Origin of the sequence: Spongiactinospora rosea, from assembly GCF_003315795.1 — a bacterium.
GTDB lineage: Bacteria > Actinomycetota > Actinomycetes > Streptosporangiales > Streptosporangiaceae > Spongiactinospora > Spongiactinospora rosea.
This window is the reverse complement of the sequence record NZ_QMEY01000018.1, coordinates 1-14572: the sequence shown is the minus strand read 5'-3', so window position 1 is coordinate 14572 and position 14572 is coordinate 1. Positions and strand designations below refer to the sequence as shown.

Below are 14572 nucleotides of genomic sequence, written 5' to 3'. Positions count from 1 at the left end.
CTCCCGAGCAGGGCGGTCGCCGGGCCTGCGCCCACTCCCTGGGGGGCGGGCAGGGGAGAGGAGGTCAGGCGTTGGACACGGCGTTGTGGACGTTGATCGCGGCGTCTCCGTGGTTGGGGGAGTACATGTAGATGTCGATCGGGTTGCCGTTGCCGTCCACGTAGCGGTGGCTGTTGATGCCGATGATGTAGCCCCAGCCCCGGGAGAGCTGGAGGTCTTCCAGCCAGGGCCCGCCGCTGGAGCCGTGGAACATGTCGCACTCGATCCGCATCCGGTCGTCGGTGTCGCTCACCCGGTGGGTGTTGCCGACGCAGTACCAGAGGTCGTTGCCGGTGAAGTCGGTGCGCTGGTAGCCGTCCTGCGGATAACCGAACGCATGGACATTCTGGAATTCCTGCCCGAATCCGAATTTATAGCCCTGCGAGCCGACATAGTCGGAAAGGTTGCCGCGGGCCGCCTGCGGGCTGAACGCGACGGCGGCGAGGTCGTAGGAGAAATTGCCGCTGTTCGCCCAGCCGTTGGTGGTGGTCATGTAACGCCACACCCAGCGGCCGTGCGGCTCAAGGCCGTTGTCGGCGTCGGGGATGAAAATGACATCGTGGAAGTAATTCGCCGTTCCGCCGCCGCCCTGGTGGATGCAGTGGCCGGCGGTCCAGACGGTGTTGCGGTTGGCGCTCGCGATGACACTGCCCGAGCAGTATCCGGTCGCGCCGTCCGGGCGGACGAAGTACAGCTTGCCGATGCTGGTGGCGGGCATGCTGCCCTGCCGGTGCCAACGCTCGGCCCGCGGCCCGGCCAGGGCGGGCGAGGCGTCGGTGTCGGGGGCGCTCTCGGGAGCGTTGGGCTCGGCCTCGGGGGCGGTGTCGGTGGTGTCGGGAGCGGCCTCGGGGGTGGCCTGCCGCTCGGTCGGCGGGGTGCCCGGCGCGGAGACCGGGGCCAGGGTGTTCTCCACCTGGTCCTGGGCGTCGCGGTCGGCGGCCCCGGGGCCGGGGGCGTCGGCGGGCGGGGCGGCGGCGATGCGCTCGGCGGTCCAGAAGTCGTCGATCCGCCCACTGGTCGGCTCGGCGTTGGATACTCCGCCCGCGGCGGCCGCGGGCGACTCCGCCCGTGCCACGGCGGGCCCGGACCCGAAGGCCGCAGTACCGGATAGGGCGAGGGCGGTGATGGTGAGGGCGACGCCACTACGGCTGAATCGAATTGTCATGCGCACCCTTTCGTGAACTTTCCGCTAGCAGCCCCCCAATCGTGCTTGATCAATTACTCTCTGTAAAGACATTTCTTTGCGCCGACTTTGCCTGGCCCAGCATTTCATCATATGTCCGTTGTTCCGGCCTTTATCCCAGCACGTAATTTGCTTCAACAAAGCCGCACAACGGACCTTTTTCGCAATTCTTGGCCGATGTCGTACGGAGGTCGGCCGGTCCAATAGCCCCCGACCCCGACGTCCCACCCCACCGAACAGCCCGCGCGACACGCCCGTACGCCGGGCCGAGTGCGCCCTGCGGCCGGGTACCGGCGCTCTGGGCAGACGGCCTGCAGCCTGGCGCTGGAGGCCGGAGAGGGCGGCCCCGCAGGCGCTGAGAGCCGGGCGGCAGGGGGAGGTAAAGCGCGCAGTGTGATTTGTCATGACATGTTCTGTGAGCCACCGGTTCGGCCACCTCGCGGTCCGGTGGTGCCAGAATGAGAAGGCAAACACCGCCCGAGATCAGGAGGTCTTCATGGCTCCCACGCAGCAGGAACCCGAGGGACAGGAGACCGATGCCAACGTGGCCGAGGAGGCGGAGACCACCGCCGACGACGCCACGACTGACGAAGAGTTGAAGCGCAAGTTCCGCGAGGCGCTGGAGCGCAAGCGCAGCGCACAGGCCGACGCCAACGCCAAGAACGGCGGCCGGGGCCGCTCCAAGATCGGTGGGGCGCACGGCCCGGCCTCGCAGCGACGCTCGTTCCGGCGCAAGAGCGGCTGAGGGGTACGGTCACGCGGTGAGCATGGGCGTGCCGGGCTGCCCCAGGGACGCGAGCGCCGCCCAGCACGGGGCGGCCCTCGCAGCCCCCCGCGCGCCCGGCCGCCCCACCCCCCACCTCCCCCTCAAGTCCCCGCCCCGAGCATCGCCCACGACGCCGGGCGATCCCGCAATCCCAGAAGGCCAGCGCATGGACGTGAGACCTGCTCACGACCAGGGCGATACGGTCGGGGCACGAGCCCACCAGCTCCGACACCCGCAGAACGCCCGCACACGCCTGCCCGGCCGACCCGCAGGCCCGAGTACCGCTTCCGGCCAGAGCTCCCCGTGACGCCCCACACCCATCGCCCCAGCCGGCCCACAGACCTGAGCGTCGCCCACGACCAGGGCGATACGGCGGAGGCGCGAACCCACCGGTCCGCAGAGTCGCGGGGAGAGGCGCGCGATGAGCGGCAGGGGCCGTGGGTCGGGGTGTTGGGGTCGCTTGTGGTGGTCGGGGTGGATGGGCGGGACGTGGAGGTGGGTGGGGCGCGGTTGCGGACGTTGCTGGTGCGGCTGGCGCTGGACCCCGGGCGGATGGTGGCCACCGATGAGCTGGCCGCGGCGTTGTGGGGGGCCGCCTCGCCGGTCGATCCGGCCAATGCGTTGCAGACGCTGGTGTCGCGGCTGCGGCGGGCGCTCGGCCGGCCGCATGGGGTGGAGTCCGTGCCGGGCGGTTACCGGCTCGACGTACCGCGGGAGGCGGTCGACGCGCACCGGTTCGAGCGGCTGGCCGCCGAGGGGCGGCGCGCGCTGGAGGCGGGCGATCCGCACACCGCGACACGCGTACTCGGCCAGGCCCTCGCCCTCTGGCGCGGCCAGGCGCTGGCCGATGTCGCCGACGCGCCCTTCGCCATCGGGACCGCCGTCCGCCTGGAAGAGGCCAGGCTGACCGCCACCGAAGACCACTACGCGGCCAGGATCGCCGCCGGAGAGGTCGCCCCCGCCGTGGCCGGGCTGCGCGAGCTGGCCGCCCGCCATCCCCGTCGCGAGCGGGTGCGCGGTCTGCTGATGCGCGCCCTCGCCGCCACCGGCCAGCGGGCCGAGGCGCTGGCGGGGTACGCGGAGTTCAGCCGGGAGCTGGCCGAGGAGCTGGGCGTCGATCCCGGCCCCGAGCTGCGCGAGATCCACCTCGAACTGCTGCGCGCCGAGCCCCCCGCCGCACCCCGTCGCCGCGGCAACCTGCGCACCCCGCTGACCAGCTTCGTCGGCCGTACCACCGAGATCGAGCGGATCACCGCGCAGTTCAAGGAGAGCCGCCTGGTGACGCTGGTGGGCCCTGGCGGGGCGGGCAAGACCCGGCTGGCCACCACCGTGGCCGCCGATCTGCCGCGCGGCGCGTGGCTGGTGGAGCTGGCCTCCGTCGCCGACGGCGGCGACGTACCCGCCGCCGTGCTGGCCGCGCTGGGCAACCCCACGTTCCCGAACGGCGGCCAGGCGGCCAAGGCGGGCGGCCCGCGCGACACCATGGGCGGGCTGTTCGAGGCGCTGTCGTCCGCCGAGACCACGCTGGTGCTGGACAACTGCGAGCACGTCATCGACGCCGCCGCCCACCTCGCCGAGGAGCTGCTGGGGCACTGCCCCAGGCTGCGCGTGCTGGCCACCAGCCGTGAGCCGCTGGGCATCCTCGGTGAGGCGTTGTGCCCGGTACCGCCGCTGCCGCTGCCCGAGCCCGGCGAGCCCGCCGGGCACAGTCCCGCCGTACGCCTGTTCGCCGACCGGGTGGCCGCGGTACGTCCGGGCTTCGCGCTCGACGAGCGCACCACGGCCATGGCCGTGGAGATCTGCCGCAGGCTGGACGGCCTGCCGCTGGCGATCGAGCTGGCCGCCGCGCGGATGCGTTCGCTGACCGCCGAGCAGGTGGCCGCCCGCCTGGACGACCGCTTCCGGCTGCTGGGCGGCGGCAGCCGTACCGCGCTGCCCCGCCACCAGACGCTGCGCGCGGTGGTCGCCTGGAGCTGGGACCTGCTCGGTGACGACGAACGCGCGCTGGCCGAACGCCTGGCCGTCTTCCCCGCCGGGGCCACCCTCGACGCCATCGAGCACGTCGGCGGCACCCTCGACCTGCTGTCGGCCCTGGTGGACAAGTCGCTGGTGCAGGTCGCCGAGGGCCCGCGCTACCGGATGCTGGAGACGATCAGGGAGTACGGGCAGGCCCTGCTGGCCGAACGCGGCGAGCTGGCCGGGCTGCGGGCCGCGCACGCGGCCTACTACCTGCGGCTGGCCGAGACCGCCGAGCCGTACGTCCGCAGCGGCGCGCAGCGCCCCTGGGTGGCCAGGCTGGACGCCGAGCACGACAACATGCTCGCCGCGCTGCACTGGGCCGCCGAGGCGGGCGACGCCGCCACCGCCGTACGGCTGGCCGCCGCGCTCGGCATGTACTGGACGATCCGCGGCGACGGCACCGCGACCACGGCGCGCATCCGCGAAGCGCTCGCCGTCCCCGGCGAATCGCCCAGACGGGCCCGTCTTGTGATCACCGGGATCTATCTGGTCAGCCAGATTCTCTCCAACGGCGTGGAGGACATGCAGGAGGTCACCGGACTCCTCCGGCGGATCGCCGACGAGGCCGACGCCGAGGCCACCGACGACCCGATGCTCATCCTGCTGCGTCCGCTGTTCGCGCTGTTCACCGATGACACCGAACTCGGCATGCGGGTGGTCGGGAGCAGGATCGCCCACCCCGACCCGTGGGTCCGCGGCTCCCTGCTGTCGCTGCGCGCCGCGCTGCTGGAGAACGAGGGCCGGATGGCCGAGTGCCGTGACGACCTCGTGGCGTCCGTGGCGGCGTTGCGCGAGTCCGGTGAGCGCTGGGCGCTCAGCATGGCGCTCACCTCGCTGGCCGAGACGCATTCGGTCTTCGGGGCCTTCCCGGAGGCCATCGCGGCGCTGGAGGAGGCCATCAGGCTGACCCGGGAACTGGTCCCCCACGCCGACGCCGGGCACCAGCGCGTCTGGCTGGCCGGCACCCGGCTCAGGCAGGGCGACGTCGAGCGCGCCCGCGCCGAACTGGAGGCCATCGCGGCCCCGGGCAACGACGAGACCTCGCCGCGCAACGTCGCCTTCGCCCTGCTCGACCTGGGCGACCTGGCCCGGCACGACGGCGACCTCGCGGCGGCCGAACGCGCCTACGCCGAGAGCCACCGCCTGCTGACCGGCGCCCCGTTCGTGGCGCCGCAGTTCCACGCGCTGCTGCGGACCGCGATGGGGCAGCTCGCGGTCGCCCGCGGCGACCCCGGCACGGCTCTCGCGGAGGCCGGGAAGGCGTTCGAGTACGCGATGTCGGCCAGGGACATGCCGGTCGTGGCCAGGATCGCGGTGCTGGTGGCCGGCGCGACGGCCGCCCGCGGCGACCCGCGCCGCGCGGCCGGGATGCTGGGCGCGAGCGAGCAGATCCGCGGTGCGCCCGACCTGTTCCACCTGGACGTGGCCCGGATCACCGGGCGGCTGTCCACCGAACTCGGCCGCGCCGCCTACGACGCCGCTTACGCCGAGGGCCGCGCCCTGTCCCGCGAGGCCGCCCTCGCCCTCGTCCAGGGCGTCTAGAACAGGTCGGTGGCGGGCCAGTCGGTGATGCGCTGGGTCACCGTACGCCGCAGTTGGTCGATGTCGGCGCGCATCCCGTCGAGGTTGGAGTCGTTGCGCGAGTTGACCAGTACCGCCCAGCCGATCTGGTCCGCGGTGCGGACGAACATGGCCGCGGTGCCCGGCACGTCGCCGTCGTGCCAGCGGTTGCCGCTGGAGTGGATGTGCCAGCCCTTGGCGTAGTCGACGGTGCCGCCGCCGACGTCCACGGCGGTCGTGGGCGTGGACATGGTGGCGATCGATGCGGCCGTCAGGATGTCCTGCTTGCTGGCGAATCCGTCCACGCGCACCAGGAACCGCATCAGGTCGGCCGGCGAGGCGATCCAGCCTCCGTGGGAGTCCATGCGGGAGATGCGGATGCCGTACGGGCTCAGCGTGCTGCCCCGGGGCGTGTAGACGACCTCGTTGGCGCGCCGGTCGGCCAGGGTGTCACCGGCGATGTGCATGTCGGTGATGCCGCACGGGACGAGCACGTTCTGGCGTACGGCTTCGGCGTACGTCAGGCCGGTGACCCTCTCGATGACCCGGCCGAGCAGGCAGTACCCGAAGTTCAGGTACTCGAAGGTGGTCCCCGGCGTGTGGGTGAGCGGGGCGTTGAAGGTGGGCGGGGTGCGTCCGTCGTGCCCGAGCATCCAGTCGATCAGTTCGCGCTGGGTCAGGGTGTACCGGCTGAACATCGGGTCCTGCGACCTGGCCCAGCCGGCGGTGTGCTCCAGCAGGTGCTGCACGGTGATCCGGTCGATGTTCGGGGCGTAGGGCTGCCTGCCGAAGGTCGTACCGAGCCGTCCCCCCGCGCCGAAGACGCGGTCGCCCAGGGCGAGCAGGCCGCGTTCGATCAGCCGGAAGACGGTGACCGCGGTGATCGGCTTGGCGACGCTGGCGATCCGGAACAGGTGGCTCGCGGTGACCGGCACGTTCGTGGCCGGGTCCGTCACGCCGAACCCCCTGGCGAAGACCAGCCGCCCCCGGTTGGTCACGGCCACTGATGCCCCCGGGACGCCGTGCGCGGTCATGAAGGTGGCCATGGTGTTGCCGATGAACGTCTCCTCGTCGGCGGACAGGTAGGGCTTGTGCCAGATCCCGGCGTACTGGGTGGCGGCGCCCGTGCCGTAGCCGTTGATCTTCGCGGGCCGGAAGCCGCGCGCCCTGAGCGCGTCGAACTGCGCCTGGTACTCCGCGGAGCTGAGCCCCTGCCTGGCCTGCCAGGTGACCTCGGGCGCGCCCTTGATCCAGATCGCCGCGTACCTGGTCCCCCCGTCCAGGTAGCCGCTCACCCGCCACAGCACGAAGCCGTGCGCCTCCCAGTGCGCGCGTTCGGCGGTGAAGGTGCCGGGTGTCATACCGTGCCGGACCGCCCATTCCGGCATCGGCGACTTGTCCCAGATGGCGGAGAAGCGGAGCTGGCCGCCGTCGGTGTAGGCGCAGAAGTCCACCGGACGGTAGCCCTGGGCCTTGAGCTGGTCGAAGACCGCCTGGAAGTCGGCCGGCAGGATGCCGTGCCGCGCGTCGAAGGCGTATCCGGCGTCCTTGTACCAGAGTGAGGCGAACCGCGCCGTTCCTCCCTTGTCGTACGGGCTGACCGCGATGGGACGGTAGCCCTGGCCCGGGAGCGTCTGGAAGAGCGCGCTGTGCTGGTCGCTGGTCAGGTCGTGCCGGAGCAGCCAGTCCGGGCCCGGCGACTGCTCCCAGATCGAGGCGAAGTGGGGGACCCCGTTGATGCTGTAACCGTTCACGTCGAGGGGGCGGTAGTTCTGTGGCCGCAGGGTGTCGACCAGTGTTTGGTAGTCGGCGGCGGTCTGGACATGCCGGGTCTGCCAGGCGTAGGCCATGGCCACCCCCCTTCGGTGCCGGGCTTGCCACTGCCTGTCCGCCACCGGCCCCGGAAGCCGTCGCGGCGCGGCCCGGGGGTCGTGATGCCGATACCCCCGTACGCGCCGCGCCGAACCGGCCCCGCTCCAGAATTGACGGCCCGCATAGCGTTCGAGGGCCGGTACTTCAGGACGGGCTCATGCCTTGCGGCGGTAGGCCCGGACGGCGAGCGGGGCGAACACCGCGAAGAACACCACGCTCCACGCCAGCGACCAGAGCACCGGCCCGGCCACCGGGCCGCCGACCATCAGCCCGCGCGCCGCGTCCATCACCTTCGACACCGGGTTGATGCCCACCCACGCCTGCAACCACCCCGGCAGCGTCTCCTCGGGCGCGATCATGCTGGTTCCGAAGGTCAGCGGGAACATGGTCAGGAACGCCACGCCCTGCACGCCGCCCGGCTCGCGCATCAGCATCCCGAACAGCACGAAGATCCAGCTCACGCTGAACGCGAAGATCACGGTCACCACGCAGGCCAGCAGCGCCGACAGCGGGTCGGTCTGCACCCGGAAGCCCATCAGCGTGCCGAACAGCATCAGCGACACGATCGCCACCAGGTACCTGATCAGGTCGCCCGCCACCGACCCGAGCAGCGGCGCCGAACGGGCGATCGGCAGGCTGCGGAACCGGTCGAAGACGCCCTTGGCGATGTCGGTGTTGAGGTTCACGCCGGTGGCCATCCCGGCGAAGATCACCGTTTGGACCATGATCGCCGGAAGGATGTGCTGCAGGTACGCCTCGGTGGACCCCGACACCGCGCCGCCCAGCAGGTAGACGAACATCACCAGGAAGATCAGCGGCTGGAGGGTGACGTCGATGAGCTGTTCCGGGGTCCGGATGGTCTTGATGATGCTGCGCCTGGCCAGCGTGTAGCTGTGCCTGATCAGCCCGAACGGGCGCGGCTCCGTGGCCGCCACCGGGGCCGTGGTCCTGGCCCGTGTCTCCGTGACGGTCACGCCGCCTCCTCCTCGGTGGTGTGGCTTCCGGTCAGGGTGAAGAAGACCTCGTCCAGGCTGGGCAGGCGCAACGACAGCTCGGTGACGCCGATACCGGCCGCCGCCAGCCGTCCCACCACCTCGGTGAAGGCCGCGTCGCCGTCCACCGGGACGGTGATCACGCCCCGGCCGGGCGATTCGGCCCTGCGCCCGGCGACCGCGCTCAAGATCGCCCCCGTCTCCTCCAGCCTGGCCGGATCGGTGGGCCGCACCAGGATGGTCTGGCCGCCCGCCACGCTCTTCAGCTCGGCCGGGGTGCCGTGCGCGATGACCTTGCCGTGGTCGATGACCGAGATCTCGTCGGCGAGCGCGTCGGCCTCCTCCAGGTACTGGGTGGTCAGCAGTACCGTGACACCGTCGGCGACCTGCGCGCGGACCATGTTCCAGACGTCGTCGCGCTTGGCCGGGTCCAGGCCGGTGGTCGGTTCGTCCAGGTAGATCACGCTGGGCCGGCCGACCATGCTCGCCGCCAGGTCCAGGCGGCGGCGCATGCCGCCGGAGTACGTCTTGACCCGCCTGCCCGCGGCCTCGGCCAGCCCGAACTCCGCGAGCAGCGCATCCGCGCGCGCCTTGGCATCCTTGCGGCGCAGGTCGAGGAGTTCGCCGATGAGGACCAGGTTCTCGGTGCCGGTCAGGTCCTCGTCCACCGACGCGTACTGGCCGGTCAGCCCGATCATCCGGCGCACGCGCTCGGCGTGCCGCACGACGTCGAGCCCGCCCACGGTGGCGCGGCCCCCGTCGGCGCGCAGCAGCGTGGCGAGGATGCGCACCGCCGTCGTCTTGCCCGCCCCGTTCGGCCCGAGCACGCCAAGTACGGTCCCCGGCCTGGCGGCCAGGTCGATCCCCTTCAGCGCGACCGTCTCCCCGAAGCGCTTGGTCAGGCCCTCCGCCTCGAAGGCGGGGGCAGATGTGCTCATGCCTATCGTCATGCCGCATATCGTGCGAGACCGCGCTGTCAATCCGCGCACAGCGCGCTGTCAGCCCTGACATCCGGCTGACAGCGGCGGCCTCACCAGGCGGGTTGCCCGAAGTCGCCCGGGTTCGGGAGCGTACGGGCGGTGCGCTTTTCAAGGTCCACGCGGATCAGCCATGGTCCGTGCGTGAGGAGCGCGTACCGGCCGGTGCCCTCCAGGGCGAACCGCTGGATGATCCCGCCGCCCGGCAGCTTCAGCCGGACGAGCGCGCGCGACTCGCCGCCACCGGCCGGGATCGTCGCGATCTCGTTGCCCTGCGAGTAGATCAGCGATCTGCCGTCGGCGGAGTACGCGACCGACTGGAGGAACGACATCGCTTCATGTTGCTTGACGATCGTGGAGGCGGCGATCAGGTCCGTCTCCGGCCGGGCCGGGTCGAGGACGCCCAGCCCGTGCGGCGAGGCCGCGAACGCGAGCCGCCGCCCGTCCGGCGACCAGGCCAGGCCGCTGATCAGGGGCGAGCGGCTGTTCCAGTCCCGGCGCTGTCCGGTCGCGACATCGACGATGGAGACCCTGTCGAAGCCGGCGAAGGCCAGTCGAGATCCGTCCGCGCTGAGCGCGACCGCGTGCGCGTCGTCCACGTCGCCCGGGACGAGCAGCGTCTTCGCCGGGCGGCCGTGGTCGTCCAGCCGTACGACGACGTACCGGGTATCGCCTCCTGGACGGGTCAGGGTGGACACGGCGAACGTGCGATTGTCCCGCGCGGCCGCGACGTACTGCCAGGACGTCGTCACACCGGGCGGCAGCGGGACCTCGGCGATGAGCTTGCCGGTCGCGGCGTCGTGCACGGCGGGGCGGACGAGGGTGTGGCTGGACGGCTCCTTGGCCCGGCCCTCGTAGTGCGGGATGGGCGTGCGTCCGGCGAGGATGAAGCGCGGCGGGCCCGTGGGCGGCAGGGGCAGGCCGGTGGCGTACGGCTGCGCGAGCGAGGACGCGAGGGCGGGCGGGGGCGGGGGCAGGGCGGATACGCCGGTGGCGGGGATGCGGGTGGCGTCGGGGGCCAGTGTGTCCGGCGGCACGGATGGCAGCAGGGACGGCGGCAGGGACGGCGGCAGGGACGGCGGCACGGGGCTCGGCATGGGCGGCACGGACGGCTGCGGCTCCGGCTCCCCTGTGATGACCTCGACATCGGGGCGGGGCATCGGGCCGGGTGTCTTTCTGTGCGGCAGGCCCGGGACCGGCGTGCCCTCGGCGTCGGGAGGCAACGGCAGGGGCGGGGGCGGGGGCAGCGGCGATGGTGCCGTGGTCGCGGCCTGGCGAACCATCGGAACGGCGACCCGCTCGGCGGTGCAGGCCCCGGTTAACAACACGGCGGCGACAAGGCCCGCCGTCGTGACGACATTTCTCGACATGTGTTGATCATCATGTCGAACGCGGTCGGAGGTCAACGGGATGCCCCCTGGGTTGACCTCCACCCAAGTTGAGGTTGAAGAGTAATGACCATGTCCTTCACCGAAGAAGAGATCGCGTACATGCGTTCCCAGCCGCTCGCCCGCGTCGCCACCGTCTCCCCCGACGGCCAGCCGGACGTGGTCGCCTGCAGCTTCGAGTACGCCGACGGCCACATCTACATCGGCGGCATCGACGCGGCGAACACCCGCCGGGCCCGCAACGTACGGTCCGGCCAGACCAAGGTCTCGCTGATCGTCGACGACCTCGCCTCCACCGACCCCTGGTCGCCCCGCTTCATCCGCATCTACGGCACCGCCGACCTGGTCGACCGGACCGGTCACCTCGGCCCTGGCAACTACCTGCGGATCACCCCCGCCATCTCCTGGAGCCTGAACCTCGTCGGCCACCCCATCACCAACGCCGCCGAAGCCGCCAGCGCCCCCCCTGCAGCGCACCGTCCACACATCCGCCGCCGCCTGACCTCAGGGGCGCGGGGCCGGATCGTCGCGAAGGCGGCTGTAGAGCCAGGCGTCGCGCCACCGCCCCGCCCGGAACTCCAGCGAGCGCAACACCCCCTCCCGGGTGAACCCCGCCTTCTCCAGCGACTTCTGCTCGCCGACGTTCTCCGGGTGGGTCAGCGCCTCGATCCGCTGCACCGGCGTCTGGGCGAACAGGTAGTCGCACAGCATCGCCTGGGCCCGCCACCCCACCCCGCGCCCGCGCAGGTCCGGCAGCAGCCCGATCCCGATCTCCCAGTGCCGCGACAGGCTCGACCCACGCGCGACCCAGCTCACATAGCCCGCCGCGACCCCGTCCACCGCCACGACGAGCCTGCCGTCATCCGCGCCGAGATACCCGTCCGCCGCGAACCGCCGCGCGGGCGCCTGGGCGTCCCGGAACCCCGGCCACGCCGGCCCCGCCGGCTCCGGGTCGGTCATGAAGCGCCGGAACATACCGAGGTCGTCCTCGGTCACCGGCCTGAGCGACACATCCGGGACCCCCACACTGTCCCTTCGTGCCCAGGAACGTCCGCCTGATGTGGGATGCTGTCGCGGTGAGCAGGGTGGATCTTGCCCGTCGAGTACGCGAGCGCAGCCGGCTGACCGGCCGGTTCGTCCTGCGTTCGGGGCGCGTGGCCGACGAATACTTCGACAAGTACCAGTTCGAGGCCGACCCGGCCCTGCTCGACGACCTGGCCGGGGCCATGGCCCCCCTGGTCCCCGAAGGCACCCAGGTCCTTGCCGGCCTGGAGATGGGCGGCATCGCCGTGGTCACCGCCCTCGGCCGGCACACCGGCCTCCCCTGCGCGTTCGTCCGCAAGACCGCCAAGCCGTACGGCACGGCCCGCCTCGCCGAGGGCGCCGAGGTCAACGACCGCCAGGTCCTGGTCATCGAGGACGTCGTCACCTCCGGCGGCCAGGTCGCCATCTCCACCGGCCAGTTGCGCGACCTCGGCGCCCACATCGACCACGCCCTCTGCGTCATCGACCGCCAGGAGGGCGGCACGGAGTCCCTCGCCACCCACGGCATCCACCTCCACGCCCTCCTGACCCGCACCGACCTCGCCCAAGCCTGACAACCCCCACCTCCCGCTGGACGGCCCGCCTCAGCGCACCTGATCGGCGAAATACGCACCAAACACGAAATCGGCCCCTGCCTGCCACGTGGGCTCGATCCACCTGTCATCTCACCGAAGATGACGCCATCGGATGCGGCTCACCCCCGGACCGACACCCTCACATGGCCTTCAGCGGCGAGTGCCCGAACTCCTGCCACCCGGGGGTACTGAGCCGCAAGCTCCGTCACGATCCGATGAATCGACGGCCGACGGATCTCATCAGGGGCTTCTCGGCGCGCTTCCAGCAACGCTCGTGCGGTTTGCTCAGGTTTCCCCCACTGCCACCAGGCGCGCGCCAGATCCGTATGCAACCGCGCCCGCCGCTCCGGAGAAGGCAACTGCGCCGCCTGAATGGAACGGCCCACGTGCACGGCCGATCCTGGATCGCCCAACGACCAGTGGACACCCACCCAATACAGGGCGACCTGAGCGGGTGTGACCTTGAACGGCCGCCCATCCGCACTGCGCACGGGGAGCCGCGCAGCGCAACGCTCCGCCTCCGTGATCATCTCCAGGGCGCGCTCACGGTCGCCTGCCTGAGCGGCGGCATAGGCACAGGTGCAGAGCATCTGGGCGTAGGCAGCGGATTCGCCGGGGGCCGCCAGGCCGGTCTTCTCCAGCCGGGCGACGGCGTGCATCGTCACACGGTCAGCGGCGGCGTGGCGGTCCTCATGCCGCAAGATGATGGACAGCGGGCGGGCCGCAGCGGCCATCGCGATGGGCGAATCCGACAGGCCGGCGTAAGCAGTGGCACGGTCGGCGGTGATCCGGCCTGCTCCACGGTGGCCGATCTTGTTCAGTGCTTCGGTCGCCAAGTCGTAGCAGGCGGCCAGGGCGACGTAGCCCGCCGGTTCCCGCCGCTGCTCGGCGACGGCGTGGGCGAGGCTCAACAGATCCGGAAGCCTGCTCACCACCCGAATCACCGCGCCGGCGTTGAACAAGGACCGCGCCTGTGTCAGCCGTCCGGCGACCCGGGCGGCTGTGGGCTCGGCGGCGGGGGCCGGTAGGACGGCGAGCGCGTCATCGAGGCTGTCCAGCAGCGAGATCGGAACGGCTGCCCCAGCAGCCATGAACGTGCGGCGTCGCACCGAATCCTCCTGGAGCCGCTGGGGAACGGTGCTGGCCACCGTAATAGATGCCGGGGCGGACAGTCCCAACGCAGCACCGAGAACATCCGGCGGAATCTCAACAGCCTCAGCGACACGGCGCAGCAGAGGCAGATCGCTGGTGGTTCGGCGAGCAGTCTCCAGACGGGAGATGGTGGATGCCGAGCAGTTCACGGCACGCCCCAGGTCGGCCTGAAGCCATCCCCGCGCAACGCGGGCGGCCTTGATCACGCCACCGACGTCTCTCGCGTCGATCAGGTTCCGAACCCGAGACGAGTCCCACAGCGCGTCGCGTGCGTCCATCGTCGCTCCTGCGATCACATGACGTTCCCACCGTACGACGCCTTGTCACGAGCGGCGAGCCCGTATGCACGATCTGCACACGGCGTGCGGCATCAGCTCACCGCGTGGATACCTCCTACCGGCCGATATGTCGTGGGCCCATCAGCATCCCCGAAGGAGACGCGGATGGACCTCGATTTCATGTGGCTGGAGATCACAGGCAAGTGCCAGCTTCAATGCGGGCACTGCTATGCGTCAAGCGGCCCAGGCGGCACTCACGGAACCATGACCACAGCGGACTGGCGGCGGGTCATCGACCAGGCGGCCGGGATCGGCGTCACGATCGTGACGTTCATCGGCGGCGAGCCGACATTGCGCGCCGACCTGCCCGAGCTCGTGCGCCACGCACGCAGCGCAGACGTTGAGGTCGAGATCTACACCAACCTCGTTCACATCACCCCCACGCTGTGGGAGACCTTCCGCCTGCCCGGCGTACGCCTGGCCACGTCCTACTGTGCGGCCTGATGGTTCTCGCCGCCTGCGTTCTCCGCGCCAGAGGAAAGTGGAGAATCCCGCTCAGTGGTCATAAAGGGCGGGCCCCCGAGGGAGCGCGCATAGCCGGTAACGGCTTTGTGTGGAGCCTCCCGAAAAGAAGTCCCAAGAATGCCCGGTGCCATCGGGCGCAACAGGACAAGGGGGAGACCCGAAGGACGAACGCAAGTGAATCTCTGAAGAGGTCTCGACAGTG

General features: G+C 71.3%; 11 protein-coding genes and 1 pseudogene. 5 read left to right on the top strand and 7 right to left on the bottom strand.

The window, feature by feature from the left end; translation table 11 throughout:
• Nucleotides 1-64: 64 nt before the first annotated feature.
• Nucleotides 65-1204 (bottom strand): trypsin-like serine peptidase, encoded by a 1140-nt coding sequence (locus DP939_RS46380; protein ID WP_158578778.1) that lies wholly within the window; start codon nucleotides 1202-1204, stop codon nucleotides 65-67.
• A 514-nt stretch (nucleotides 1205-1718) separates the two neighbouring features.
• Here DP939_RS46380 and DP939_RS31200 point away from each other — a divergent pair.
• Both DP939_RS31200 and DP939_RS31195 read left to right on the top strand, forming a co-directional pair.
• A complete protein-coding gene (locus tag DP939_RS31200) occupies nucleotides 1719-1967 on the top strand; it encodes a DUF5302 domain-containing protein (protein ID WP_113984558.1) in 249 nt (82 codons plus the stop codon).
• A gap of 495 nt (nucleotides 1968-2462) precedes the next feature.
• Nucleotides 2463-5549, top strand: a complete 3087-nt coding sequence (locus tag DP939_RS31195) for a BTAD domain-containing putative transcriptional regulator (RefSeq protein WP_147268210.1) — start codon at nucleotides 2463-2465, stop codon at nucleotides 5547-5549.
• Here DP939_RS31195 and DP939_RS31190 read toward each other — a convergent pair.
• The 4 genes from DP939_RS31190 to DP939_RS31175 all read right to left on the bottom strand — a co-directional run bounded on the left by DP939_RS31190 (nucleotide 5546) and on the right by DP939_RS31175 (nucleotide 10778).
• A complete protein-coding gene (locus DP939_RS31190) occupies nucleotides 5546-7417 on the bottom strand; it encodes a serine hydrolase (protein WP_113984420.1) in 1872 nt (623 codons plus the stop codon). The genes DP939_RS31195 and DP939_RS31190 overlap by 4 nt on opposite strands.
• A 177-nt stretch (nucleotides 7418-7594) precedes the next feature.
• Nucleotides 7595-8413, bottom strand: coding sequence for an ABC transporter permease (locus DP939_RS31185; RefSeq protein ID WP_113984419.1), 819 nt, complete (start codon nucleotides 8411-8413; stop codon nucleotides 7595-7597).
• A complete protein-coding gene (locus tag DP939_RS31180; RefSeq protein WP_113984418.1) occupies nucleotides 8410-9369 on the bottom strand; it encodes an ATP-binding cassette domain-containing protein in 960 nt (319 codons plus the stop codon). The genes DP939_RS31185 and DP939_RS31180 overlap by 4 nt, the downstream gene beginning before the upstream one ends.
• Before the next feature lie 92 nt (nucleotides 9370-9461).
• A complete protein-coding gene (locus DP939_RS31175) occupies nucleotides 9462-10778 on the bottom strand; it encodes a WD40 repeat domain-containing protein (RefSeq protein WP_158578777.1) in 1317 nt (438 codons plus the stop codon).
• A gap of 84 nt (nucleotides 10779-10862) precedes the next feature.
• Here DP939_RS31175 and DP939_RS49385 point away from each other — a divergent pair.
• Nucleotides 10863-11156 (top strand): annotated as a pseudogene (locus DP939_RS49385) (PPOX class F420-dependent oxidoreductase); the annotation flags it as partial.
• A gap of 144 nt (nucleotides 11157-11300) precedes the next feature.
• Here the strand turns inward: DP939_RS49385 and DP939_RS31165 are convergent.
• Nucleotides 11301-11807: a GNAT family N-acetyltransferase gene (locus DP939_RS31165; protein WP_199565535.1), complete on the bottom strand. Its 507-nt coding sequence runs from the start codon at nucleotides 11805-11807 to the stop codon at nucleotides 11301-11303.
• 65 nt (nucleotides 11808-11872) lie between these two features.
• Here DP939_RS31165 and DP939_RS31160 point away from each other — a divergent pair, with 65 nt between their 5' ends.
• A complete protein-coding gene (locus DP939_RS31160; RefSeq protein WP_113984556.1) occupies nucleotides 11873-12394 on the top strand; it encodes an orotate phosphoribosyltransferase in 522 nt (173 codons plus the stop codon).
• Nucleotides 12395-12534: 140 nt separating this feature from the next.
• Here the strand turns inward: DP939_RS31160 and DP939_RS31155 are convergent, their stop codons facing one another.
• Nucleotides 12535-13845, bottom strand: a complete 1311-nt coding sequence (locus DP939_RS31155) for a helix-turn-helix transcriptional regulator (RefSeq protein WP_113984555.1) — start codon at nucleotides 13843-13845, stop codon at nucleotides 12535-12537.
• 18 nt (nucleotides 13846-13863) lie between these two features.
• On the opposite strand from DP939_RS31155, the gene DP939_RS31150 reads away from it, so the two are divergent.
• Nucleotides 13864-14349 carry a radical SAM protein gene (locus tag DP939_RS31150; RefSeq protein ID WP_318656331.1) on the top strand — a complete coding sequence of 162 codons (486 nt, stop codon included), beginning with the start codon at nucleotides 13864-13866 and terminating at the stop codon, nucleotides 14347-14349.
• Nucleotides 14350-14572 lie beyond the last annotated feature (223 nt).

Coding starts and splice junctions, on each gene's coding strand:
- DP939_RS46380 (WP_158578778.1), bottom strand. CDS start 1,204: ATGACAATTCGATTCAGCCGTAGTGGCGTCGCCCTCACCATCACCGCC.
- DP939_RS31175 (WP_158578777.1), bottom strand. CDS start 10,778: ATGTCGAGAAATGTCGTCACGACGGCGGGCCTTGTCGCCGCCGTGTTG.
- DP939_RS31155 (WP_113984555.1), bottom strand. CDS start 13,845: ATGGACGCACGCGACGCGCTGTGGGACTCGTCTCGGGTTCGGAACCTG.
- DP939_RS31190 (WP_113984420.1), bottom strand. CDS start 7,417: ATGGCCTACGCCTGGCAGACCCGGCATGTCCAGACCGCCGCCGACTAC.
- DP939_RS31150 (WP_318656331.1), top strand. CDS start 13,864: ATGACGTTCCCACCGTACGACGCCTTGTCACGAGCGGCGAGCCCGTAT.
- DP939_RS31200 (WP_113984558.1), top strand. CDS start 1,719: ATGGCTCCCACGCAGCAGGAACCCGAGGGACAGGAGACCGATGCCAAC.
- DP939_RS31180 (WP_113984418.1), bottom strand. CDS start 9,369: ATGAGCACATCTGCCCCCGCCTTCGAGGCGGAGGGCCTGACCAAGCGC.